20 protein-coding genes are annotated in these 25,471 nt (G+C 58.4%); 7 read left to right on the plus strand and 13 right to left on the minus strand.

The window, feature by feature from the left end:
- Window positions 1–7 precede the first annotated feature (7 nt).
- Together GGD46_RS22890 and GGD46_RS22895 are read left to right on the plus strand one after the other, a co-directional pair.
- Window positions 8–958, plus strand: coding sequence for a lytic transglycosylase domain-containing protein (locus GGD46_RS22890; protein WP_184708265.1), 951 nt, complete (start codon window positions 8–10; stop codon window positions 956–958).
- Between the two features lie 117 nt (window positions 959–1,075).
- A complete protein-coding gene (locus GGD46_RS22895; RefSeq protein WP_184708267.1) occupies window positions 1,076–3,346 on the plus strand; it encodes an FdhF/YdeP family oxidoreductase in 2,271 nt (756 codons plus the stop codon).
- A gap of 99 nt (window positions 3,347–3,445) precedes the next feature.
- On the opposite strand, the gene putA is transcribed toward GGD46_RS22895, so the two are convergent.
- Window positions 3,446–7,150, minus strand: coding sequence for a trifunctional transcriptional regulator/proline dehydrogenase/L-glutamate gamma-semialdehyde dehydrogenase (gene putA, locus GGD46_RS22900; protein WP_184708269.1), 3,705 nt, complete (start codon window positions 7,148–7,150; stop codon window positions 3,446–3,448).
- A 184-nt stretch (window positions 7,151–7,334) separates the two neighbouring features.
- On the opposite strand from putA, the gene GGD46_RS22905 reads away from it, so the two are divergent.
- Together GGD46_RS22905 and GGD46_RS22910 are read left to right on the plus strand one after the other, a co-directional pair.
- Entirely contained in the window at window positions 7,335–7,796 is a 462-nt protein-coding gene (locus GGD46_RS22905; RefSeq protein WP_168813940.1) for an Lrp/AsnC family transcriptional regulator, read from the plus strand.
- A gap of 249 nt (window positions 7,797–8,045) precedes the next feature.
- Window positions 8,046–8,312 (plus strand): hypothetical protein, encoded by a 267-nt coding sequence (locus GGD46_RS22910; RefSeq protein WP_184708271.1) that lies wholly within the window; start codon window positions 8,046–8,048, stop codon window positions 8,310–8,312.
- Window positions 8,313–8,358: 46 nt separating this feature from the next.
- Here the strand turns inward: GGD46_RS22910 and GGD46_RS22915 are convergent, their stop codons facing one another.
- The 9 genes from GGD46_RS22915 to GGD46_RS22955 all read right to left on the minus strand — a co-directional run bounded on the left by GGD46_RS22915 (window position 8,359) and on the right by GGD46_RS22955 (window position 18,817).
- Window positions 8,359–8,526: a tautomerase family protein gene (locus GGD46_RS22915; protein WP_184708308.1), complete on the minus strand. Its 168-nt coding sequence runs from the start codon at window positions 8,524–8,526 to the stop codon at window positions 8,359–8,361.
- A 146-nt stretch (window positions 8,527–8,672) separates the two neighbouring features.
- Window positions 8,673–9,776: an ABC transporter ATP-binding protein gene (locus GGD46_RS22920; RefSeq protein ID WP_184708273.1), complete on the minus strand. Its 1,104-nt coding sequence runs from the start codon at window positions 9,774–9,776 to the stop codon at window positions 8,673–8,675.
- Window positions 9,776–11,884 carry an ADP-ribosylglycohydrolase family protein gene (locus tag GGD46_RS22925; protein ID WP_184708275.1) on the minus strand — a complete coding sequence of 703 codons (2,109 nt, stop codon included), beginning with the start codon at window positions 11,882–11,884 and terminating at the stop codon, window positions 9,776–9,778. The genes GGD46_RS22920 and GGD46_RS22925 overlap by 1 nt, the downstream gene beginning before the upstream one ends.
- Window positions 11,885–11,913: 29 nt before the next feature.
- Entirely contained in the window at window positions 11,914–12,747 is an 834-nt protein-coding gene (locus GGD46_RS22930) for a carbohydrate ABC transporter permease (protein ID WP_184708277.1), read from the minus strand.
- Window positions 12,744–13,589, minus strand: coding sequence for a carbohydrate ABC transporter permease (locus tag GGD46_RS22935; protein WP_184708279.1), 846 nt, complete (start codon window positions 13,587–13,589; stop codon window positions 12,744–12,746). The genes GGD46_RS22930 and GGD46_RS22935 overlap by 4 nt, the downstream gene beginning before the upstream one ends.
- 49 nt (window positions 13,590–13,638) lie before the next feature.
- Window positions 13,639–14,958, minus strand: a complete 1,320-nt coding sequence (locus GGD46_RS22940; RefSeq protein WP_184708280.1) for an ABC transporter substrate-binding protein — start codon at window positions 14,956–14,958, stop codon at window positions 13,639–13,641.
- Between the two features lie 25 nt (window positions 14,959–14,983).
- Window positions 14,984–15,997, minus strand: coding sequence for a LacI family DNA-binding transcriptional regulator (locus tag GGD46_RS22945; protein ID WP_184708282.1), 1,014 nt, complete (start codon window positions 15,995–15,997; stop codon window positions 14,984–14,986).
- 846 nt (window positions 15,998–16,843) lie between these two features.
- The gene (locus GGD46_RS22950) at window positions 16,844–17,359 is read right to left on the minus strand and encodes a GNAT family N-acetyltransferase (RefSeq protein ID WP_313206330.1); all 516 of its coding nucleotides are present in this window, start codon (window positions 17,357–17,359) and stop codon (window positions 16,844–16,846) included.
- A 273-nt stretch (window positions 17,360–17,632) separates the two neighbouring features.
- Window positions 17,633–18,817, minus strand: coding sequence for an acetate/propionate family kinase (locus tag GGD46_RS22955; protein ID WP_184708284.1), 1,185 nt, complete (start codon window positions 18,815–18,817; stop codon window positions 17,633–17,635).
- Window positions 18,818–19,090: 273 nt separating this feature from the next.
- Here GGD46_RS22955 and GGD46_RS22960 point away from each other — a divergent pair, with 273 nt between their 5' ends.
- Window positions 19,091–19,924, plus strand: a complete 834-nt coding sequence (locus GGD46_RS22960; RefSeq protein WP_184708286.1) for a universal stress protein — start codon at window positions 19,091–19,093, stop codon at window positions 19,922–19,924.
- A gap of 405 nt (window positions 19,925–20,329) precedes the next feature.
- Here GGD46_RS22960 and GGD46_RS22965 read toward each other — a convergent pair whose 3' ends face one another.
- Window positions 20,330–21,055, minus strand: a complete 726-nt coding sequence (locus GGD46_RS22965) for a response regulator (protein ID WP_184708288.1) — start codon at window positions 21,053–21,055, stop codon at window positions 20,330–20,332.
- Between the two features lie 142 nt (window positions 21,056–21,197).
- Here GGD46_RS22965 and GGD46_RS22970 point away from each other — a divergent pair, with 142 nt between their 5' ends.
- Window positions 21,198–21,956, plus strand: a complete 759-nt coding sequence (locus tag GGD46_RS22970; protein WP_184708290.1) for a helix-turn-helix domain-containing protein — start codon at window positions 21,198–21,200, stop codon at window positions 21,954–21,956.
- Window positions 21,957–21,977: 21 nt separating this feature from the next.
- Window positions 21,978–23,897, plus strand: coding sequence for a PAS domain-containing sensor histidine kinase (locus GGD46_RS22975; protein ID WP_184708292.1), 1,920 nt, complete (start codon window positions 21,978–21,980; stop codon window positions 23,895–23,897).
- 9 nt (window positions 23,898–23,906) lie between these two features.
- Here the strand turns inward: GGD46_RS22975 and hemN are convergent, their stop codons facing one another.
- Together hemN and cydX are read right to left on the minus strand one after the other, a co-directional pair.
- Window positions 23,907–25,253 carry an oxygen-independent coproporphyrinogen III oxidase gene (hemN, locus tag GGD46_RS22980; protein ID WP_184708294.1) on the minus strand — a complete coding sequence of 449 codons (1,347 nt, stop codon included), beginning with the start codon at window positions 25,251–25,253 and terminating at the stop codon, window positions 23,907–23,909.
- 68 nt (window positions 25,254–25,321) lie between these two features.
- Window positions 25,322–25,435 (minus strand): cytochrome bd-I oxidase subunit CydX, encoded by a 114-nt coding sequence (gene cydX, locus GGD46_RS22985; protein WP_184708296.1) that lies wholly within the window; start codon window positions 25,433–25,435, stop codon window positions 25,322–25,324.
- Window positions 25,436–25,471 lie beyond the last annotated feature (36 nt).

A 25,471-nucleotide genomic window follows, 5' to 3' on the forward strand; every position in this document is an offset into this window, starting at 1 on the left:
CGCTGGGATGGCAGGCAGGCAGCATCGGACAAACTTCCTCGGCGCCATCGCCGGCATTATGGTCGCATGCGCTATAGGCGTTGCGACCTGCCGTCCAGCGACAGCGCAACCGGAATGGAGTATCGCGCCACCGGTTTGTGTCTCCGGTCCGATGACAACGGTGACCGGTGAGACGCTCTGTCTGCGCAAGGATAGTTACAATCGCGATCTATGCATCGCCATCGAATATTTCGCCGGCGCCAACCATTTGCCGCCGGATTATCTGGCGCGGCTGGTCTGGCGCGAAAGCCTGTTTCGCTCCGATGCCGTAAGCCCGAAAGGCGCGCGCGGGATTGCGCAATTCATGCCGGGGACGGCGAGGCTGCGCGGTGTTCGCGACAGTTACGATGCGCTCGAAGCGCTTGGCAAGGCGGCGACCTACCTCGATGAATTGCGTAACCGTTTCGGCAATTTGGGGCTTGCGGCTGCTGCCTACAATGCTGGCGAGGGCGGCCTCGCCAACTTCCTGAACTCCGGCGGACTTCCCTACGAGACGCGCAATTATGTGACGGCAATCACCGCCCACAGTGTCGAGGAATGGCGGGATGATCCGCCCAATTCGGCGGCTCCCGTGCTCGACAAAGGCAAGTCTTTTATCGACTCCTGCGTTGTGCTCGCCGAGAGCCGGCGTCTGAAGCCCGTCGCTTTGGAGCAGGAGCGCCCTTGGGCGCCCTGGGGTGCTCAGCTGGCGGAGCATTTCCAGCCCGATGTGGCCCGACGAATCTTTGCGGCGAATATCAGAAGACTGCCTTCGCCGCTGAACGCGGAAAAGCCCCTGATCGTGCGCCAGCGCAATGCCGATTTTGGCCGCCGGATTCGGTATGCAGCACGCATAGGGCGTCAGACGCGAGAAGAGGCTGATGCTATCTGTACCCAGGTTCGGCAGCAGGGTGGCTCCTGCCTGGTTTTCAGGAACTAGTTTTCTTGGCGCAGGAAGGCGACGCTGCTCGATTGCGCTTTACTCGCTAATGTCACAAGCTTATTTCTTGTAAGCCCGACCTTTGGGAGGAAGTCTTGGTAACCAAAGGAGCTTGTGATGGCGAAGAAGCGTGACGTCCCCGGTATTCGTCCCTATAACAGCCCCGCAGGCGGCTGGGGAGCCTTAAAAGCGACCGCCAATGCGGTGCGCGAGCAGATGGACATCACGGAGGCGCCCGGCCTTCTTTTCCGCACAAACAAGCCCGCGGGATTCGATTGTCCAGGCTGCGCCTGGCCCGACAAGGAACATACTTCCACGTTCCAATTCTGCGAAAACGGCGCCAAGGCTGTCACCTGGGAGGCGACGAACAAGCGCGTCACGCCGGAGTTCTTCGCCGAACATACCGTCAGCGAACTCCTGACATGGAGCGATTACGAACTGGAAAATTCCGGTCGGCTGACGCACCCGATGGTCTATGATCATGCGACCGACACTTATCGTCCGGTCGCCTGGGACGATGCTTTCGCCCGCATCGGCGAAGTGATGCGCAGCATGCCAGACCCGGACATGGTCGAATTCTACACGTCGGGCCGCGCCTCTAACGAAGCGGCATTCCTTTTCCAGATTTTCGCCCGCGAATACGGCACCAATAATTTTCCCGACTGCTCGAACATGTGCCACGAGGCGACCAGTGTCGGGCTGCCGCAATCGATCGGCATCGGCAAGGGTACGGTATCGCTCGACGACTTCGACGAATGCGATCTCATCATCTCCATGGGGCACAATCCGGGCACCAATCATCCGCGTATGATGGGCACTCTGCATGAATGTTCGCGGCGAGGCGTCCCGATCATCGTCTTTAATCCGTTGAAGGAGCGGGCACTCGAGCGTTTCGCCGATCCGCAGAATCCAATCGAAATGGGCACCTTCGGTTCGACACGGATCGCTTCCTCCTACTATCAGGTCAGGATCGGTGGTGATGCGGCAGCGCTGAAAGGCATCATGAAGGCGGTTCTTGCGCTTGCCGAGATCTCCGAAGACGTGCTCGATCATGCCTTCATCGCCGAGCACACGACAGGCTTCGAGGCGCTTGTCACCGATCTCGAACAGACGGAATGGGCCGACATCGAGCGCGTGTCTGGTCTGCCTCGGGTCGATCTGGAACGCGTTGCTGCCGCCTATGTCAAATCCAAGGCGACGATCGTGGCTTACGGCATGGGCATTACCCAGCATGCCAAGGGGACGGCCAACGTCCAGCAGATCGCCAATCTGCTGCTGTTGCGTGGCAATTTCGGCAAGCCCGGCGCCGGTATCTGCCCGCTGCGCGGTCACTCCAACGTGCAGGGCAACCGCACCGTCGGGATCACCGAAAAGCCGAACGCAGCGTTGATCGAGGGCATCGACCGCGCTTTCGGCTTCAAATCTCCCGCCCATCACGGCCATGATGCCGTCGCCGCCATGCAGGCGATGGCGGAGGGGCGCTCCAAGGTATTGATCTGCCTCGGCGGCAATTTCTCGATCGCACTCCCGGACCCCGAGCTGTGCGCCGAGGGCATGCGCAAGCTCGATCTCGCCGTTCATCTGAATACAAAGCTCAATCGTTCGAATCTGCTCATCGGCAAGGAGTCTTTCCTGTTCCCCGTCCTTGGGCGCACCGAGCAGGATGTTCAGGCGACCGGAGCGCAATCGGTGACGATCGAGGACTCCATGTCGATGGTGCACGCCTCGCGTGGCCGCCTGAAGCCGGCCTCGGACGAACTGCGCTCAGAGCCGGCAATTGTCGCCGCCATGGCGCAGGCGAGTTTGCCCGATAGCAAGGTCGGCTGGATGGAACTCGTGGCCGATTACGATCTGATCCGTGACAAGATCGAAATCGTCTATCCCGATTTTGCGAATTATAACGAACGCATCCGCGTACCTGGCGGCTTTCGCCTGCCGCTTGGGCCGACGGAACGCATCTGGTATACTCCTTCGGGCAAGGCCGAGTTCAAACTGTTCTCGGGCCTCAACGAAGATATCCTGCTTTCAGACAGCAGCATCCTCAAACTTGCGACCATTCGCAGCCACGATCAGTACAATACGACGATCTACGGCCTCGACGACCGCTATCGCGGTGTCTTCGGCCGCCGTGACGTGCTGTTCATGAACGACAAGGATCTGCGCGCCAATGGATTGGAGCATGGTGATCTTGTCGAGATCGAAACGGCGCTGCCTTCCGGAGCGAAGCGGCTGTTGCAACTGACGGCGATTTCCTACGATATTTCGGAGGGCTCGGTTGCGGCCTATTACCCCGAAGCCAATTGTCTGATCCCAATCGACTATCAGGACAAGGAAAGCGGCACGCCGTCTTACAAGTCCATTCCGGTGCGCATCAACAAGGCGGCGTGATCTGATATGACGACAAGGTCGTCGCAGAGATGTTTGGGAGGTTGCCGGCCGGGGCGGTACTCGCCCGACCGGCATGTATCTTTGGGACTATGCTTGGTATTATCCGATGGTCATCAGGCTGGCATTGCCGCCGGCAGCCGCCGTGTTGATCGACGTGGTCACTTCTTCCAGCAGCCAGTTGAGGCAATAGGCATCGGCCTTGTTGGCGATCTCATCGCTTGAGGCCGCTTGCGTGAGGACCAACGGGCCAGGAAGCGCAGCGATCGCCCTGATGCTCTGCTTGACTCTATCGGCATCCCCTTCGATGAGGGCGCCCGCGAACGGTCCGTCGGCCGCCCAGTCCTTCGACCAGGAAATGCGGCTCGCAACCGTGGACGGCAGGTTCCGAAGCTCGTTCTGCAAACCCGAGGCGGCGTCGATGGTGATCGAGTTGCCCGTCGCGAGCGCGGCTGCGAGCTGGACCTGCAGGCCGAGTGCCGTCTGCGGGACGAGCAGGACCCGCCCACGTGGATGCAGGGCATAAAGGTTCAGTTCACCGACCGGGCCTGGAAGCTCGACGTTGAAGCCCAGGGACGACTGACCGGCAAGCGCCTTGGCCTGCTTGGCAGCCCCGGCGGCACCGTTGCTGTCGAGCCAGGTGAGATACTGCTGCGCGGCCGGATCGGTCTGAACGCTCGCATCGCGCAACGGTTCCGTTGATGAGACGACGAGGCGGCGCAGATACATCGGGCCGCCCGCCTTGGGGCCGGTGCCTGAGAGGCCGCGGCCGCCGAAGGGCTGAACGCCGACAACGGCGCCGATGATGTTGCGGTTGACGTAGAGGTTGCCCGCCTTCACGCGGCTGGTGACATGGGCAATCGTATCGTCAAGCCGGGTATGCAGACCGAACGTCAGGCCATAGCCGGATGCGTTGACGTCGTTGATCAGCTTGTCGAGCCCCTTGCGCTTGTAGCGGATGATATGGAGCACGGGGCCGAAGACTTCGCGCTTGAGGTCGCTCAGCTTCTTCAGCTCGATGATGGTGGGGGCGACGAATGTGCCCTTTGCAGCGCTGGCGGGGAGGTCGAGCTGTTCCACGGAACAGCCGAGCTTGCGCATGCGTTCGATGTGCTCATCGATGCCACGCTTGGCGTTGTCGTCGATAACAGGTCCGATATCGATGGCGAGCTTGTCGGTGCGGCCGACCGAAAGTTCGCGAAGTGCGCCGCGCAACATGGTCAGCGTACGGTCGGCCACTTCTTCCTGCAGGCAGAGCACGCGCAGGGCAGAGCAGCGCTGTCCGGCGCTATCGAAGGCGGAGGCGATAACGTCGCCGACCACCTGCTCGGCGAGAGCCGATGAGTCGACGATCATGCCGTTCTGGCCACCGGTTTCGGCAATCAGCGGGATCGGCTTGCCATATTTCGACAGGCGTTCGGCAAGCTGCGCCTGGATCAGGCGGGCAACTTCCGTTGAGCCGGTAAACATGACGCCGGCGGTTTCAGGCGCACCGACGAGCGCGGCACCCATTCTGCCGCTGCCTGGCGCGAACTGGAGGGCATCGTGCGGGATACCGGCTTCATGCAGGATGCGAACGCCCTGGGCCGCGATCAGCGGCGTGTTGCCGGCCGGCTTGGCGACGACCGGGTTGCCTGCGACGAGCGCTGCGGCAACCTGACCGGTGAAGATCGCCAGCGGGAAGTTCCACGGGCTGATGCAAACGACCGGGCCGAGAGGGATGCTGTCCGTTGACAGTACTTTGCGCGCCTGGGCGGCGTAATAACGCAGGAAGTCGATGGCTTCGCGGACTTCGCCGACGGCGTTGGCGGCCGATTTGCCCGCTTCGCGGATCGTCAAGCCGACGAGCAAGGGCATCTCGCCCTGCATCATGTCAGCGGCACGTTCGAGGATCGTCGCACGCGCATCCGGGCTGACGGACGCCCATGATGCCGTGGCGTTTGCGGCAAGGCGCATCACCTCTGCCGCATCATTGGGATCGAGCTCTGCAACCTGGCCGACGACGTCGGAATGGTCTGCGGGGTTGAGAATAGGGCGCGTCTCGCCACGCTCGGAACCGTCGGCAAGCAGCGGCTTGGCGATCCAGCCCTTGGCGGCGGAGGCGTGCAGCTGGCCGGAAAGATCGGCAAGGGCCATTTCGTTCGACAAGTCGATGCCGGCGGAATTCTGCCGCTTGCCCTCGAACAGGTCGGCGGGAAGCGAAATCTTGTCGTGCTGAGCGCCCATCACAGGCAAGGCGCGCACCACCTCGACGGGATCGGCGATCAAATCGGCGACGGAAACGGCGGGATCGGCAATCTTGTTGACGAAGGACGAGTTTGCGCCGTTTTCCAGCAGGCGGCGGACGAGATAGGCAAGCAGCGTTTCATGGGTGCCGACGGGCGCGTAAATGCGGCACGGACGGTCCAGGTTCTTGGCGCCGACGACCTCTTCATAGAGGGGTTCACCCATGCCGTGCAGGCATTGGAACTCATACTTGCCGACCGAAAAATCGCTGCCGGCCATCTGGTAGATCGTCGCGAGCGTCTGGGCGTTGTGGGTGGCAAATTGCGGGAAGATGACGTCGGTCGCCGAGAGCAGCTTCTTGGCGCAGGCCACATAGGAAACGTCGGTGTAGATCTTGCGGGTGTAGACGGGGAAGCCTTCCAGGCCGTCCAGCTGCGCGCGCTTGATCTCGGCGTCCCAATAGGCGCCCTTGACGAGACGCACCATCAGGCGGTGACCGGAGCGGCGGGCAAGATCGATGATGAAATCGAGGACGAAGGGGCAGCGCTTGCCATAGGCCTGCACGACGAAGCCGATGCCATCCCAGCCGGCAAGCTCCGGATCGAGGCAAAGCGCTTCCAGCAGATCGAGCGACAATTCCAGCCGGTCGGCCTCTTCGGCATCGATGTTGAGGCCGATATTATATTGCTTGGAAATCTGCGCGAGCGCCTTCACCTTCGGAAGGAGTTCGCCCATGACGCGGTCGACCTGCGAGCGCGAATAGCGGGGGTGCAGCGCCGAGAGCTTGATCGAGATGCCGGGGCCTTCGTAGATGCCGCGGCCGGCAGACGCCTTGCCGATCGCATGAATGGCGGCTTCGTAGTCGCGGTAGTAGCGTTCCGCATCCGCATGCGTGGTCGCCGCTTCGCCCAGCATGTCGTAGGAATAACGGAAGCCCTTCGCCTCGAGCGAGCGGGCGCGCTTCAGCGCCTCGTCGATCGTTTCGCCGGTGACGAACTGTTCGCCCATCATGCGCATGGCCATGTCGACACCGCGACGGATGACCGGCTCGCCGCAGCGCGCGATCAGTCGGGTCAACGAGGCGGAAAGGCCGCTTTCATTGACGGTCGATGTCAGCTTGCCGGTGACGACCAGGCCCCACGTCGCCGCATTGACGAACATCGAGCGACCGCCGCCCAGATGCGACTTCCAATCGCCGCCGGCGATCTTGTCGCGGATCAGCGCGTCACGGGTTGCGGTGTCGGGGATGCGCAGCAAGGCCTCGGCAAGGCACATGAGCGCGACGCCTTCCTGGCTCGAAAGCGAGTATTCCTGCACCAACCCTTCGACGCCGTCACCCTTGTGCTTGGCGCGCAACGCCTCGATCAGCGTCTTGGCGGTCTTCTTCGCAGCCTCGCGAACAGCGTCCGGCAGAGTGGCGGCCTCGACCAGCATGGGCAGGCACTCGGTCTCAGGGCGCCGATAGGCTGCGGTTATCGCCTTGCGAAGCGGGCTCTGATGCTGGATCGGCGGCGCAAATTGCGAGAATGGGGCAGCGTCTGGAGCTGGTTCTTCGGTGGCGAGCTGGGCAGAGACAGTCATGATAACCTCAAAATGCAAGGGTCCCGATAACCAGGCAGGCGCGATGATTTCGCCTTTTCCGGTCCTCCCCGTTGCTTCGACGAGAACATACTTCATTCCGGGAAAGCGTTCCGCCTTGAAACTGCGGCTTTCCAGTCATATTGAACTTCAAATTACTTCATTTCAAATAGGAATGCCTACGCAGATGATCAAATCCAGTGAAATCGACCAGTTCGATCAAAAGATCCTCGATGCCCTGGTCGAGGATGGCCGCATGTCTATCACCGAGCTTTCCGAGCGGGTCGGTCTTTCCAAGACGCCATGCCAGGCACGACTGAAAAAGCTGATCGACTCCGGCTATATTGACGGCTTCAAGGCCGTGCTCAATCCGATCAAGCTCGGCCTCGACCATGTCGCCTTTGCAGAAGTGAAGCTGACGGACACGCGCGAGGAGGCTTTGCTCAGCTTCAACAATGCCATCAAGAAGATCAAGGAGATTGAGGAGTGTCACATGATTGCCGGACGTTTCGACTATCTCTTGAAGGTGCGTACTTCTGATATCCGGCGCTATCGCATCGTCCTGGGAGAGAAGATCTCCAGCCTGCCTTTCGTTGCGAGCACCTCCACCAATGTGGTGATGCAGTCGGTGAAGGAAAACTGGTCCTAGGGCATATCGCGCAAGACTGTGAACCGGTTTTGTGACGATGGCACGCGTAAAGCCCAGGATTTTAAGTGCGGAATGCGCATCGAAAAGATCGCGATGCGCGCTGAATAGCTTTTGCCATGCCATTTCGAACGCTGGGTGCAATTTGGCCTCGTTCGACGATACCCCATCCTGTCACCGAGGCGATGATCTAGATTTCGCCATCCGAATCGGATCATTGCCGAGGGCTAAAATTAGTAAGGTGGAGTATGCATGGAAATGAATGCAAGCGACCGCGACCTAGTTGAGGTCATGAAGCGGTACTTTGCTGTCAAGGCCGAGGTAGAGGATGTAAAGATCCGCCTCGAAGCAGCACGGCGGGAAAGCGGCGAAGAGATCGAGATCTTCTACAATCCCCGCATCAATATTGATCACGCCGCCGATATTCTTCACTCGCATTCTCTCAAGCAGGAGCTGGCCCGGTTGATGGATTGGGCCGAGGCGTGGGGACGTCAGGATTTGGCGACAGATCCTGCCTGACGGCCACGTTCGGACCGTCAGGCAGGAATGGCTTTGTCGAATTGGCTCAGCTATCCGATTTCAGCTTGCCCGCCATTGCCCAAGAATCCTTCGAAATCTCGGTAATGATGATTTCCACTGATTCCGGTGGGCAAGCCAGCGTTTCAACGGCGGCAGTTGCCAGCGCTCTTGGAAAGCTTCTTTCGAAGTCAGGGGGGCACGAGCGATTTGGCAGCGTTTGCCTCGGTCATTCTTCGTTAAAGTGTCTCGCGTCGACCTGTATGCGAGCAAGCCCCGTCCCTTGCTGCGCTCTCAGCCGCAGATTGCGTGGTGGCTGCGAATTGGAAAGGGTCAAGATCGCATAATGAAGGCACGGCAGGTTCACGAATGTTGTCGAGCATACTCATTCGTTTTGCCAGAAAGTCGTTGTCCGCTTTTGTCGAAGAGGCAGATCCTGTCCGTCCGTGGCTGCAGCCAAATCGTCTCTTCCGGCTCTATGTCGAGCCTATCGTGGAAGACGGCTACGATCGTCTGCTGACCCACGGTCGCCGTTATGTGGGTTTCAGAACCGAGCGGCTCGACGACGACCACGCGTGCCGGAATGCCCACATTTGCCACCGACAAGGTCAAGTATTCCGGCCGTATGCCGTACACGCCCTCCACGCCAATGAGTTCTGCTGCGTCGCCGGGTAGGGGCAACATAATGCCGTCATTTGTCTTGAAGACTGGCCGGTCGCCGTCTCTGTCAAAGCACCCGTTCAGGAGGTTCATTGCCGGAGAGCCGATGAAGGCGGCGACAAAGGTGCTTCGCGGATTGTCGTAAAGCTCGAGTGGCCGACCGATCTGCTCGATATGCCCGCTATTCATGACGACAATGCGATCAGCCATTGTCATTGCCTCGACCTGATCGTGCGTGACGTAGATGGTCGTCGTCGCGAGGCGACGGTGCAAGCTTTTGATCTCGGCGCGCATGGCGACGCGAAGTTTTGCGTCGAGGTTGGAGAGGGGCTCGTCGAAGAGAAAGACCTGCGGATTGCGGACGATCGAACGGCCCATGGCGACGCGCTGGCGTTGCCCGCCGGAGAGCTGGCGGGGGTAGCGCCCCAGGAGCTCGGTGAGGCCGAGAATCTGCGCGGCATGCGCCACGCGCTTTTGCTTCTCTTCCTTCGACGCACCGGCAAGCGTCAGTGAAAAAGCCATGTTTTCGGCAACCGTCATATGCGGATAGAGCGCATAGTTCTGGAAAACCATTGATATGTCGCGCTCTTTGGGCGGCAGGCTGTTGACGACCCGCCCGCCGATGCCGATCTTGCCGCCAGTGATGTCTTCAAGGCCTGCGATCATTCTGAGCAGGGTCGACTTGCCGCAACCCGATGGCCCCACGAGGACGACGAACTCGCCGTCGGCAATCTCGGCGGAGACGCCGTGGAGAATTTCCACGGCGCCGTAGGCCTTGCGTGCCTTGTCTATGGTGACTGTCGCCATCATACGCCTCCAATCCGGATTTCGTTCGACGACAAGGCTCCTTCATGGATGAGAAGGCCGACACCACCGTCACGGAAGGCGTCTGAAGATGTATCCTCCGCCGTTACTGAAACGCCATCGGCCTCGAAGGTGATGCGCGCGCCTTCAGCCTTGACCTTCATTGAAATGTTCTTGTCGAATTCGGTCCTGAAGGCCGTTTCGGCCAGCACAGTGGTATCCTCGTCGCGTACCCTGACAATCTGCATCTTGCCGTCGCGCGTCACGCGCGCTCCGTAGTAGCGGCGCAGGCCCTGCGCGCGCACAGCAAGGCCGCCATAATTGCCCAGATGGATCATCACCTGGCCCGACGCCTGATAATCCGTCCATTGCCGGGTGCCATGAATGATGATGCCTTCGCCGCTATTTTGCGAGATGCGGAAGGCGGCTGGGAAACGCTTGGAAAAGAAGCTCGCGCCATTCACCCAAGCCATGCGCCAGAAGTCACCATCGCCGGCCGGTCGCTTCAGCGTCAGTTTTGGCGCTCCGTCCCAACGGAGATAATCGACGAGCAGCCGGCCATAGGCACGCCGCCCGGTGCCGCTCACGGTGATGCCGATCTCAGCGACGGGCTGGCCGTCGACCTCGGGAAGGGTCCATTCGAGAACGGCTTCCGAGCCGGGTTCGATGATAACAGCAGCGGAGTCGATGTCGCTCAACTGGTCGCGCCCGTCATAGACGCGGATGCGCAAGCGCGCTTCGATCGCCCCGTGGTTTTGAGCGTCGGCCTTGACGCGTGCCTTCACAGTCTGCCCCGGATAGACGAGTGGCGTCGCCATCAGATCGTAGGTGCGCATATTGAGCATTTCGCGCGGCGAGAAAGTCGGTGTCATCACGATGGCGTTTTGTGCTGGCCCGAGCGCTTCGTAGTCAATCGTCAGCGCACGACCGCTCTCGAACTCCGTATTGCCGACGCGCACGCCGCTTGCCGCGCCGAGGCCTGTCTGTGGGCGAAAACCCTGTAGGCTCCCGGGGAGCGAGAAGTGAAATTGCGCTCCGTTCTTGGGAGGTGTGAGCGCCTGTTGCCCGCCAAGTTTAAGGCCGAGATTGGTGAGGAAGTAGGCCTGCCGCACGGCATCGTTGACGGAGTTGCCGCCATCAGCCGAGGAAATCAGCATGCGGTCGGCGATAGGACCGCGGAAGTCGGGGCCTTCGGCAAGACTATCAAGGCCATTCATGATGCCGAGCAGGCAGCAGACATTGCCGGCGTTGCAGTCGGTATCCCAGCCGGATGTATTGACAATCATCTGGGCCTTCTGGAAGTCGTGCGGCGCGTAAAGAACCGTCATGATCATCAGCGCGTGATTGGGCATGATGTGGCAATTGCCCGGGTACTTATCGTAGCCGTAATTGTCCTCGATCTTCTGGCGTGTGTCGCGCCAATCCGGATAGGCCTTGTGCCAGGTGCGAATGTCGGCGATCAACCTTGCGATCTGGCTGTCGCTCGGGATCTGCTTCAGTCCCGTATCGATCAAATGATCGATGTCGGATGTGACGAAAGCCTCCGCCTCCATCGCGGCCCACAGCATGGCGGCATAGACCGACTCGCCGTCATGGCTCACCTTTCCGGCTTGCTCGGCAAGTCTTGCAGCGAGTTCCGGTTGACCGGGCGCGACCATCGCCCATCCGTCGATAAAGATCTGCGCGCCGATCTGCTCGGCTACACCTTGACCGTTGCTGGCGATCGAACCAGAGTCCGGAGCCGGCATCCCCTTCTTGAGGTTTAGCCAGGCAGTGTGCTCGGTCGAGTTGCCATTGCCACCCCACCAAAGGATCGAGCGCTCCTCGACGATGTAGTTGAGCCAGGCTTTGCCAATCTCGCCAGCCGAAAGATTTGGCCTTATTCCGTAGTCTTCAAGCGCGCGGATAAAGGTGAAGGTGCCGGCGACATCATCGTCGGTAACGACAAGCGGTTGGTTCAAGCGTTCATGGACGTAGTATTCGATCGGCCCCAGCTCTTCCATGATCCTCTGGTAGGTCCACCCTTCGAAAGGGCGGCCGAGATAGACGCCGATGAGCTTGCCCAGGACGCCGGCGTAGACACGTTCAAGATAGTCGTTCGGAAGCTGCATTGCTCACTCCATATAGTCGATAAAATCGTTCAGCCCTTGACGGAGCCGCCGGCCATGCCTTCAATGAAGCGCTTTTGCATGAGGACAAAAAGCACCACGACAGGCACGACGATGATGAGCGCCGCGGCCATGATCTCTCCCCAGTCGGAGCTGTACTGGCCGGACAACAGGAAGAAGGCGATGACAGCGGTCATGTTCTGTTGTTTCTGCAAGAAGGTCGTCGCGATCAGAAACTCGTTCCACGAGTTCAGGCCTATGATCAGCGCCACAGTCAGAATGCCCGGCGAGACGATTGGCAGCATGACCCGCCAGAAGACCTGCCAATGCGTGGCGCCGTCGACGATCGCCGCCTCTTCGAGCTCCTTCGGGACCGCGAGGAAATAGGTTCTAAGCAGCATCACGGCAAAGGGGCTGTAAAGTGCGGTATAGATCAGTGCTACGCCGAAGATGTTGTTGATGAGACCAAGCTTGGCAAAGCCGAAATAGAGCGGAAAGATGTAAAGCTGGATCGGTGCAGTCGTTGTTGCCAACAGATAGAAGGTGAAGATCTTCCAGCTTTTGATCTTGCGCCGCGCGATCACATAGGCGGTGAGCGACGATGTCGAGCAGACGAGCGCAATCGTCGTGCCGGATACGATCAGAGAATTGATGAAGGTCTGCGAGAATTTGGCGTGCGTCCACGCGTTCGCAAAATTCTGCCAGCGGATCGATTGGGGCAATCCAAGTGGATTCTGCACGATCTGTGCCGCCGGTTTCAAGGAGTTCAGAACCAGAAGGGCGATAGGGAAAAGCGCCAGAAAGGCAAAGATTCCAAGAAGAACATAGCAGACCCATAGGGTCAGGCGGCTTTCAACGAGCCTCATTGCTCGCCCTCCTTGGTCTGGACGCGCACATAGAAGAACGTGCCGACGAGCCCGAAAAGGCTGATGACAAGTGCGGCGGCGGCAGCCTGTCCGACGTTCAGGTCGTAGAAAGCCTTTCTATAGGCAAGCGTCGAAAGCAGTTCGCTGGAAAAGGCGGGACCGCCCTGGGTCAGAATGTAGACGAAGTCGAAAGCGAGAAACGACCAGATGACGGTCATGATCATCATGAGGGTGACGGTCGGACGGATGCTCGGAAGCAGCACGTAGCGCATCATCTGGAGATAGGTCGCGCCTTCGAGGCGGGCAGCTTCGATCTGTTCCTGCGGTACCTGCCGGAGTGCGGCAAAGAAAATGACGCAGAGAAAGCCCCACCAGTGCCACAAATCGACCGTTGCGACGCCGAATAGTGCGATCGGTGGCTGCGTCAGCGGATTGGGAATGGGTAGGCCGTACTTCTTGAGGAGGCCGAAAATGCCGGTGACGGGACTATAGATCATGCCCTGCCAGATGCGGGCCGTAATCGCGGTCGCAATGACAACAGGGAGAAAGTACACGACCTGGAAGAAATTGCTGCCGCGGCGTACGATCAGCAGCATGGAGGCCGCCAACAACCCCATAAGGATCGGTACGATCAGAAAGACCAGCGTCCATATGATATTATTGCCGAGCGCCAGCCAGAAGACGCGATCGGCAGCCAGTGCGCGAAAATTATCGAGCCCAGCAAAAGTGGGAGACGAAATGCCGTCCCAGTTGCAGAAGGCGAGCGCCACCGTCAGCAAGGCGGGCACGAGAACGATGATGATGTTGATGACCATCGTCGGAACGAGATAGAGTCGGTGCATATTGTCCTCCGGGGGAGGGCAGCGCCTTGTGGGCCGCCCTGCGGCCAGATCAGGCGCGGGCCGGAATCGCCGGCGCCTTACCGGCGTCGCGTTCCTGCTTGAAGGTCTCGTCCAGCCTCTTGAGGAAGTCCGCCGGCTTCGTCTTCTTCAGCCAGACCTCTTCCATGCCGCTGACCAGATAGGTGTCTGTGGCGGGCGGAAGGAAGGTCCAGGTCGTGTAGCCGTATTTGCCGGCGCCGACTGCGGCCGCCAGTTGCTTCATCGCATCCTCATAAAGAGGTAGTACCTTGTCGGAAAGCTCGACCTTGGAGAGATCGGCAAGCGGAAGGTTCCATTCTCCCTGCCAGACCGAGTTCATCTTGCTGTAGTAGTCGTCCGTGAGCATGTAATCGAGAACGGCGGCGGCACCGTTCGAATTGCCTGACTTGGAATTGATCGACAGTGTCGAGCCGATGCCGAGCGCGAAGATTGGATCGCCCTTCTCGCTTGGGAAGCCGACGAAGCCGGGTTCCGCATTGTTCTGCGGGAAATAGGTCTGCACGTTGGTGAAGTTCCAGGTACCGGTCGGTGCCATGCCGGCTTGGCCGGTGGCGATCTGCGCAAAGGCCTGCTCGAGCGTCAGCGAGAAATAATTGTCGCCGAAGTAACCCTTGTCCCACCACTCCGCGAGCTTATCGATCGAATGGATAAAGGCGGGATCGGTCCAGGAAATGGCGCCCGTCAGCGCCTTATAGACATTCTCAGGTCCCGCAATCGAGTTGAAGGCGATCGATACATAATGCTCGTTGGCAGGGCGCCAGTCGGCGTTGCCGGCGCCGAAAGGGGTGAGGCCCTTGGCTTTCATCTCGTCGGCAAGCGCCTCAAAGTCGCTGATCTTTGTCGGAACCGTCCATTTGTTCTGATCGAACAGGGTCTTGTTGTAGAAGAGGCCAAGCGTTTCGTATGTCTTTGCCAGTGCGTAGAGCTTGCCATTATATCGGCCAAGATCAATGAAGAGCGGCAGCAGGCGTTCGTTCCAGCCGTATTTCTTCGCGTAGTCGTCAAGCGGCATAAGCTGACCGGCCTGGGCCATCGCTGCAACATAACTCGGGCCGGCTGTGAAGACGACATCGGGGCCGGTGCCGGCAAGCATTGCGACGCGCAATTGCTTATCGAGATCGGAGCCGCGGAAGTCGATAGTCAGAAGTTCGTCTGGGTGCGCCGAATTGAACGGATCGATCAGGATGTTCTTGAGATTCTCCTGATTCTCTGGCGAGGCTGATTCATACCAGAAGGATATCGGCTTCTGATCCGCCGCAAATGCGAAACGGGACATGAGCGGCAACGCGGCCAAGCCCAAGCCGGCTTTCAAAATTGTACGTCTATGCATCGGTTTTCTCCTCCCGATTTGATTTTTATTCCTTGCTCGTCGAACCCCTGACGATGAGATCGAAGGGCATTTCAACGGCGGTTCCAGCACCGGTCTTCTCCCCACGCAGACGTTCCATCAGCGTCTGAGCGGCGCGTTCTCCCATTTGCCATTGAAACTGTGCGACCGTTGTCAGCGTTGGGGTCACGAGCTTGGCAGCGGAAATGTCATCGAAACCCACGACGGCGATATCGTCGGGAATGCGAATACCGCGCTCGCGGAGCGACTGCATGACGCCGATCGCCATCAGGTCGTTGGCAGCAAAAATGGCCGTCGGCTGGAAATCGCCGCCGAGAATGCGGCCTGCGGCACGGACGCCGCCCATCTCTGAAAACTCGTCGTCGATGACGACGTGCTCAGGAAGGGTGTGCTTTGCAAGCGCCGTGCGATACCCGTCGATTCGATGCGCCTGTGGGCCGCCACGGCCCGCAACAAGCGCGATGCGCGTATGGCCGAGACCCAGCAAGTATTCAGTTACGCTTTGCGCGGCTGCGCGGCTGTCGACGTAAATATCGTCAACAGGGATGTCCCCACCACCCTTCTTGGACGATTCGATTCTCACGATGGGAACGCCGGCCTCCGCCAAGGGGGTGAAGTCCTTGGCCTTCAGCGTGAAGAAAACGCCGATCACGCCGTCGACGCGACCTTGCCTCGCCCAATCGAGGAAATGGCGTTCGCGCTCGGGGGTGCCGTCCGTGTTGACGGTGATCACATCGTAGTTCTGGCCGTCAGCGATCGACTGAATGCCTCGGATCAACGACGGATAGAATGGGTTGGTGATGTCCGGCACGATGCAGGCAATGGTCATCGAGCGGCTTGTCTTGAGCGCTTGCGCAAAGCGGTTTGGCACATAACCAAGGTCCTTGGCCGCCTTCGTGATGCGCGCCCAGGTCTCTGCGGGAATGGATGCTCCGCCGCCGCTTAGCACCATGGAGACGGTTGCTTGTGAGACGCCAGCCGCCTTTGCGACATCCTTTTGTGTTGCTCGTCCGCTTGTCATTGCTGATTACTTATACGTATTAGTGATACGTATCAATAAGTCGGCCGCGTACCGGTGTCAAGCGTGACGTTGGTGATTTCCGCTATGAGCTGACTCGGCGTGGGAGTGGACTCTTCGGGCTGGACCAGCGAGGGCTATGGAGTGATCGAAATGGCGTTAACCAGCGTGATCCGACGCGGGCATTTTCGAGGGCATATATCGATCGGGGAGATTTACCGCAGGACCGGCCTGTCCCGGAATACCATCCGCAAATATCTCCGTGCCGGCGGCATGGAGCCGTAGTTCAAGGTGCCGGAGCGGCCGAGCAAATTTGATCCGTTTGGTGATCGGTTAAGTCGCACCGATAGAGGGCGATCAATCGCAGTGTAAAACCTTCTGAGGAACGCTCGCTGGGATCGAACCAAGGCTGCTCGGTGACAAAATCGAAGGCCATTTCGAGGATTTCGAGATCCTCAGACAGTAGCTTGCCCCTACGAAGCGACCTAATCGCTCCATAATTGTCCAATCATGTAAGTCAATGTCGTATCGCACCGGTCGGCGGCATTGCGCGGGGGATTTCTGCTCGCGATTGAGGGATGGAGGCTACGGGTAGCGAACGCTTGCTCGTCATTTGCTTCCCTTGGAGGTCTTGAGGCGCAAGCCAATCCCTGACCGGGATCTTGCCAGTCTCAGGTCATGGAATCGGCTTGTATTCGATGATCAATGGCCCGCCGAATTTCCTGGCGACAGCGGCCCGCATCATCTTTGGTATACCCCTCTCCCATCGACCTCGCGATTTACGAGGCAGTCAGGAAGAGGAAGTCTCAGGATGCCGAAAGCGATCGGATGCGCCTGCGCACCAATTTCTCAGGCAACCAATGATTTGGACAGCCGTAGAAGCGTCGGATCATCCGGATACGGCTTGACCGTGAAACCCATATTCTGCTCAAGCTCAACCGCGTCAAAATTGCTTCGGTCTTCGATGGACTCGATTTCATCCAGACCTCGGTCCTTGGCCTCTTGCACCATCAGGCCCAAAAGTTCCCAGCCGAGTCCGTGGCCCTTGAAGTCGCTGCGCACGGAAATGGCGACTTCGGCTCGTCTCTTCTTACGGTCGCAGGCTAGAACGGCTGTTGCGACCGGTGTCACCGTATCTTGCGCAAAAGCGATGTAGCTTTCCACGGAGCTATGATCGACACCAATCAGATCTGCGATCTGTTTGCGGGAGACATGCTTGATCGCTGATAAGAAGCGGAAGCGGAGATCTTGCGGGCTGACGTGGTCGAAAAGTTCAGCCAGAAGCCCTTCATCGTCGCTGGCGGCTGATCTGACTAAGACCCGTAGGCCGTCGCGCGCTGTCACATTCCACTGCTGTTCCGACACGAGTATTTCCTCCAATCCAATGGTACTGCGTTTCGATTGCCAGTCTGGCGATCGGCCATGATCTTAAGCTTGCGGATGAAGCCCGCATTGACGGGAATCAAACTGCGTGCTGCAAGTAACAGGAACTCGCGCTCCGGTGGTCGAGGAGATCGAGTTCTCCGATGTCGAGCGAATGCGTGAGAGTAGTGTTCAGCTGATTTTCCATGTGGCGCGCCAATTCGAAATGGTCGATTTCAGACTATTGCGAGTGAAGCGTCGGGCCATTGATCTGGATCACTCGCCTGACAGAAGCGATACGGCCTCATCGGCAATGATTTGCTCCTCGTCGGTCGGGATGACGAAAGCTCTAGTTTTGCTTCCAAGCGCGCTGATGATTGGCGCATTAGAGCTGTTTTCATCAGCGTCGAGATTCACTCCCAGCCATCGCAGACGGCTACAGATTGCGGCACGGATTTCCGGCTGATGCTCGCCTATCCCGGCGGTAAAAACGAGGCCATCGAGGCCGCCGAGAGTTGCCGTCATGCGGCCGATTTCCCCTGCAATACGTAAGGAAAAAAGCTCTACCGCCTCGGCGGCCTCATTGCGCTCGTCTCTAAGAAGATCGCGCATATCTCCGCTGATCCCCGATACTCCCAGCAAGCCAGACCTGTAGTAGAGCATCTCCTCAAGGTTTCGAAGCGTCCTGCCGCTCGCTCCAAGTAGATAAAGCAGCACGCCTGGATCGATAGTGCCGCAGCGGGTCGCCATCGGGATTCCGTCGAGCGTTGAAAATCCCATGCTGCAATCACGGCTTTCACCGCCGTCGAGGGCGCACAGGCTGGCGCCGTTGCCGAGATGGGCGACAATGACTTTGCCTGCGGCAACCTCCGGAGCCAGATTGCGCAACTGTCGGGCAATAAATGCATAGGAGAGGCCGTGAAAACCATAGCGTTTGATGCCTCGATCGTGCAATGCCCGAGGAAGTGCAAATCGACGTATCAGGTCGCTTTGAGTTGCATGAAAGGCTGTATCGAAGGAAGCAGTCTGTGCGAGTGCCGGCCGCAGATGTTTCATCGCACGGATCACTCGCAGCGCTTGTGGCTGGTGCAAGGGCGCGAGGGCGACCAGCTTGTCCAATTCGTCGATGTTGGCATCATTGAGAACAACAGGTCCTGCGAAACGATCGCCACCGTGAACCACGCGATGTCCGATAACGCGAACTGCCGCCATATCGAAATGTGCCGCCAGCACTTCGAACAGTTCTGCGATGACGGCCCGCAAATCCTCTCCTGCCTCGGCGTCCAGGCGAATGTCGAACGCAGTCGGTCCTTCGATGAGGTGAAAGGTGAGGGGTCTTCTGCTGAAATCCACCAGTCCCTTGCCGATACGCCGCGCGCCGTCCGCGTCAAATTGAAAGAGACCGATCTTCAGTGTGGAGGAGCCGGTATTGAATGTGAGAAGTAGGTTCGTATTCGGCATGCTTCTTCCGTCCGTTTGAGAGTGCACGTCAAGGAATTGCCGAAAATGATTCGCGGGGTGGGGCACCCTCATCGGAACTGGCCAAAATGCGTATTGCCTGACGACTACCGTCAATTTGCGGCAAGCTGCTGCCGTTCGCCTTGACTCAAGTCAAGCTGGCGAACGCCCGTAATTTCTGCCCGGTTGTTAATCTTGACGAAGATCAATGTGGATTTTCGTTCGTTGCGTAAGCTCATACCCATCGAACAACGAGTTCAAACAGGAGATGTGACCATGCAGGCCAAGACCATTTTGAGCGTCATCGGCGTCGATCAAAACGACGACGATCTGCACTCTGCAATCGAGTTGTGTCGGGAGTCGAAGGCTCACTTGTCTGTGCTGGTGACAGCACTTGCTGCTCCGCCGATCGGTGGATATGGCGAGGTGACATCCACGGTTTGGATCGAAGAGCGCGAGCGTCAGACGGAAAGTCTCGGTCGAAAGGTCGCAGCCACCAAGGCCGTGCTGAAGGCAGACGATATTTCGTTCGACGTGACTAGTCTCTTCACGGAATACGGATGGGCGGAGAATGAAATCGGAGAACGGGCGCGCTATGCCGACCTGACGTTGATCGGTGGCGGCTTTCTGACCGATGATGATATGCGGCAGGAAATTCTGAACGGAGCCCTGTTTCAATCGCCGGCACCGATCCTTCTCGTGCCGAAAGGATATGCGGCCTCGCTTCGCCCCAAAACGGTGCTGATAGCGTGGGACAGCCGCAACGAATCAAGTCTGGCGGTTCGTGCTGCGATGGAGCAACTGACTGCGGCCGACAGTGTATGCGTTGCCATGGTCGATCCGTCCGCGACAATCGGCCGTAACGGCGAGGAGCCCGGAGCTGATGTTGCAACCTTCCTCGCAAGACATGGAGTCCGGGTTTCCGTTGATATCCTGTCGAGCGGAGGCCGCGCTGTCGCGGACGTTCTGCGTCAACATGCAGTCGATATCGGTGCCGAGCTGATTGTCATGGGAGCCTATGGGCATTCGCGGGTCCGTGAGTGGATTTTCGGGGGGACGACCCGCTCGATGCTCGAGCAGGCGCCAGTTCCTCTGATGATGACACGCTGACATCGATCGGCGCGTGGCTCGGCCGACAGGCGCGGCCTACTGTTTTCATCCGCAGAAAGGAAGATGTACCGCTGGCACCGATGTTATTGCCGAGTTGCGGCCGGATCGGATCGCGTAAGCCTATGCTCTTGTAAAGGCAGCAGTTTCAATCCTTGGAATGGTGGCATGGCGCCGGATGCCATCCTGCGCCATGCCACCGCGAAATCCTCGCTGTGGTCGTGCCGGCCCTTATTGCATGCATTCGTTCGCGGGCAATCCGGCTGATGTTCAGGCAAATTAGATTCTGGAAGCAAAATCCCGCCAAATCGGGAGCCGATGCATAACAATGACCGGCTCTACCGATCGGACCATGGTGTTGGGCAACGACAAGGATCCGTGAGCTTTCGTTTGAGGCAGGCCGGTCCATTACCTTTTCGCGGTGAGTACGTAGCCGACACCCCGTATCGATTTGATCAGTTGCGGATGTGTCGGGTCGAGCTCGATCTTCTTGCGCAGTCGCGCGATCTGCGCGTCGATAGTTCGATCATAGACCTCCAGATTCCGGCCGCGCGTCGCCTCCATGAGGAACTCGCGGCTGAGCACCCGCCCGGCATGGCGCGCGAACACAACCAGCATGTCGAATTCACCGGTGGTCAATTCGATTTCGCTTTTTTGTGCTGACAGAAGCTGCCGCTTGCCGATATCGAGATGCCAGCCTTCGAAACGAAGGACATCGTCGGGTTCGCTATCCGGAGCCTTTGCCACAGGCTGGCGTCGGCGAAGAATGGACTTCAAGCGAGCATGTACTTCCCGAAGATGAAAGGGTTTGGCGATATAGTCGTCGGCGCCGACCTCAATCCCGACGATTCTGTCGACCACATCGTCGCGACCAGTCAGCATCATGATCGGAATGTCCGACTGCCCGCGAATTTCGCGGGCAAGATCCAGTCCGTCCTCTCCGCCGGGCAGGACCCAGTCCAACAAGATGATATCGAAACTCTCTTGCTGCAAAGATGCGCGCATCTCCGAACCGCTGGATGCCGTACGCACGACATATCCTTCATCCTCAAAGTAGCGTGTCAGCATCTGCCGGATTCTGGGATCGTCGTCCACGACCAGAAGATGTTCGCGCCGCTGTTGATCCGGGGCCATTGCATGAGTTCCAGTAAACACGGGCTGTGACCTGTGACAATCCGTTACAAAATTGCACATTCTCTAACACGCGCGGCATTCGGCTGTCACTTGCAAGCCGCCATTCTACCCGCCAACGGAACAACATTTGAGAAGGATTGTCATGTTGTCGGCGAATAGCGTTGAACAAGTTCAGACTTACAACGACGTTGTTGTTGCTTTCGAAGCCGAACCGCTCTGCCTCCAGTCGTTATTCTCAAAGCAGCCATTGGAGCAATTGGAGGCGGGCAGAACGCTATTCTTCGAAGGCGATCGGGCAAAACACCTTTTTGAACTTGTGGAGGGGGTGCTGCGCATTTTCAAGATCATGGCGGATGGCAGACGCGTCATAACGGGCTTCTTCTATCCTGGTGATCTCGTCGGCGTGTCTCTCCGCGACCGGTATCTCTATAGCGCCGAAGCCGTAGTCCCCGTGAGTGTACGCCGCTTTGGCCGGCGAGCCTTCGAGGACACCGTTTGCAGTTCGCCGCAACTAAGGCCGCAACTCCTCGCCCGCCTCTGTGACGAAATGGCGACCGCTCAGGACCAAATGGTATTGTTGTCCTGCAAGAACGCTGAGGAGCGCGTTTGCAGTTTTCTGTTGAAGCTACTTCGGCGTAAGCAAGGGCAGGATCGTTCATGCAGTGTCGTCGATCTTCCGATGACCCGCCTCGATATCGCCGACTATCTGGGTCTTACGATCGAGACGGTTTCCCGTAGCATGACGAAGCTGACGTGTAAGGGTATCATCGCCCCGGCGGGCCGCCATTCTATCTGCATTAAAAAAGCAAGCATGCTTGCACATCTGGCGGGGGAAGGCGATGAATGCGACGATGGCTATTCGTCTGTCATTTCCTTGGACAAGGCCCGGCGGCGCCACTAACCAGATGAAATTGGAAGTTCCATGAACGATCAGCCGACAGGCCAGCAAGCCGCAGAAACCAGGTTGGACGAAATCGCACAGATCCTCGATAGCGCGAATATTGTCGTGCACAACTTCGATGGAATCATCCGGAGATGGACGACGGGATGCGAGCGGCTCTACGGCTGGACCCAACAGGAAGCTGTCGGCCGCGTGGTTCATGAGTTGCTGTCGACTATTTTCCCGGAGCCGCTCGAGGAAATACGCGGCAAGGTCGGTCGGCAGATTGCCTGGCAGGGCGAGCTTGTGCATCGCCATAAGGATGGTAGGCCCATTACTGTCGCGAGCCGTTGGGTTTCGGCATCCTCAACCGATCCGGACCAGAAAGTCATCATTCAGACCAATAATGATATCACTCACTTAAAGCAGATCCAGGCGGATCTGGCCGAACGCGAGGCTCATCTGCGCTCGATCCTCGCGACCGTCCCTGAATCGATGATTGTTATCGACGAATCGGGTTTGGTCGCGTCGTTCAGTACCGCTGCGGAAAAGCTGTTTGGATACTCGGTAGACGACGTGTATGGAAAGAATGTTTCCATGCTCATGCCTTCGCCAGATCGCGAGGCCCATGATGGATATCTCTCCCACTATCTGACGACCGGCGAGCGCCGCATCATCGGTTACGGCCGCGTTGTCAGCGGGCAACGCAAAGACGGTACGGTCTTTCCAATGGAGTTGTCGGTCGGCGAGGCGGTCGCCAATGGCAAGCGGATATTTACCGGCTTCGTCCGGGATCTTACGAGCCGCCACAAGATCGAAGAGGAGCTTCGGCAATCGCAAAAGATGGAAGCCATCGGCCAATTGACCGGCGGCCTGGCCCATGACTTCAACAATCTTCTCACCGTCATCAGCGGCAACCTGGAAATGATCGAAGCGCGGCTACAAGATGCAAAGCTGCTGTCGCTGGTTTCGGAGGCGCAGGCAGCGGCCGAGGACGGGGCGAAGCTCACCGCCCAACTCCTTGCCTTTGGCCGTCGCCAGTCCCTCAATCCGAAGCTTATGGACGTAGGCAGATTCGTATCCGGCTTTTCCGATCTTTTGCGTCGCACTCTGGGCGAGGCAATCGAATTGCGAACGATTGTTACCGGCTCCACAAATGAAGCGCTGGTCGATGGCTCGCAGTTGCAGAATGCCCTCCTCAATCTTGCGATCAATGCGCGTGATGCGATGCCGCGCGGCGGGCTATTGACGATCGAGATTTCACGCCTGCGGCTCGATGCCGACTATGCACGCATGTATCCGGAGGTCCGTACCGGCGAATACGTGCTGATCGCAGTGACAGATACCGGCGTCGGCATGTCGAGCGAAACGAAGGAGCGTGCTTTCGAGCCGTTCTTTACCACAAAGGGGATGGGCGCAGGCACCGGTCTTGGCCTCAGCATGGTCTACGGCTTTGCGAAGCAATCGGGTGGCCTTGTCCAGCTTTATAGCGAGATCGGTCAGGGGACGAGCATTCGCATTTTCCTGCCAGCTCAACAGGTGCATTCGCCAATCGAACAGGGTCGTGTGGACGACGACAGGAAGCTTGAGATTCCAAAGGGCTTCGAGCGGATCCTCGTCGTCGAGGATGACGTTCGCGTTCGTCGCGTCACCGTCTCCCGCCTCCTCGATGCCGGATACAGTGTCATTGAGGCAAGCAATGGAACCGAGGCTCTGGCCCTTTGTCAGGAGAACCGGGACATTGCATTGCTGTTTACCGATATCGTGATGCCTGGCGGCATGGCTGGGGATGAACTTGCACACAAGATCCGGGCAATGCGCCCTGAAATCAAGGTGCTATTCACATCCGGCTATGCCGAGCCCACGATTGCTGGTCGCGAGCTCGCAGAAGCCGGCAGCTGGCTGAAGAAACCCTACACCGCCCGCCAGCTTGCCGTTCGTCTTCGAGAACTCCTTGATTGACTGTCTCCTTCAGACAGCAGCGCTGTGGCGCGCTTTGGAGGCCTGCAAGTAGCGATCGAAGCGGGAGGCGATAACACGGACGAAGGGCAATCCTTCGGCGCTCACCGAAAACACATCTCCGTCAAAGAAAACCATCGCACCTTCCGACGTAGCAATTCGCGCTGTCTCGACTGGCAACGAGCCGAGGTCACTTCCGAAAGCTCGCTTCAGATCGTTGATGGAGAAGGAAAAATTGCACATCAGGCTCTCGATCAACCTGCCGATAATGCGGTCGGACGGTGAAAGTTCGAAACCGCGGGCGGTCGCGAAGCTACCGCCCCTTACGCTTCGAATATAGTCAGCGGTGGAAGTCGTGTTCTGGATATAACCTTGCGGCAGCTTCCCGATCGAAGAGGCCCCGAGTCCGATGAGTGTCTCGGCCTCGTCTGTCGTATAACCCTGAAAATTGCGCCTCAGTCTCCCCGCGGCAGCGGCATTTGCGAGGCTGTCGCTTTCGAGGGCGAAGTGATCGATCCCGAGAGGGACATATCCGGCGTCAGCCAATCGAGCCGCACCAGCCATTGCCATGTCGAACCGCGCAGCAGGCCCTGGGAGACTATCCTGATCTATCAGGCTCTGGTGCTTTTTCATCCAGGGCACATGTGCATAGCCGAACAATGCCAGTCGGTTTGGCCGCATCGACAGGGCAAGATCTACGGTTCGCAGCAATGTCTCTGTTGTCTGCAGTGGCAAGCCGTAAATGATATCAAGGTTGATCGAACCGATCCCGGCGTCGCGCAATGACTGAACGACAAGCTGCGTTTGCTCAAGACTTTGCAGCCGATTAATGGCGTGTTGAACATGGGGATCGAAGTCCTGAACGCCGAGGCTGGCGCGCGTCATACCAAATCGGCGCCAAGCCTCGAGTTTTTCACCGTCCATATTGCGTGGATCTATTTCGATGCTGATGGCACAATCCGGATCCAGATCGAAAGCATTATCAAGCTTTGCGCGCAAATTAGCGATATCGGCAGGTTCGATCATCGTGGGCGAGCCGCCTCCGAAATGGATGGCGTTCACCCGCCGTCGATCTGAAAAGGCGGCCGCCGTGAGCGCGATTTCCGCTCGAAGTGCATCCAGATATTCCGTGACGGGATCGTAACGTCTTACTTGCTTGGTATGACAGCCGCAAAACCAGCAAAGCCGATCGCAAAAAGGTACATGCAGGTAAAGTGAAACGGGATTTTCTGGATCGGTCTCACTTAGCCATTCGGCATAGCAGGCACTATCGATCCCCGCATGAAAATGCGGTGCCGTGGGATAGCTGGTGTAACGCGGTACGGGTTGGGTGTAACGGGCAAGCCTGTCGATGGCCACTGGACGTTTCTTTCAATCGATCTGCTTCAGCGGTCGACAGCCGGGCGGTATGCCCGGCTGTCTGTGCCCTATTCGTGCTTGCCTTGCATGACTTGATCATCCATGAGCTCGTACCACATGGCATTGAGGACGGCGAAAGCGGCGGCGAGAGGGAGGCCGAGGAGCCAGGCGAAATACCACATGCGAAGTCTCCTTGAAGGTTAGTAGGCGTGACCGCC

The organism is Martinezella lusitana (assembly GCF_014207095.1).
Classification (GTDB): Bacteria; Pseudomonadota; Alphaproteobacteria; order Rhizobiales; family Rhizobiaceae; genus Rhizobium; species Rhizobium lusitanum_B.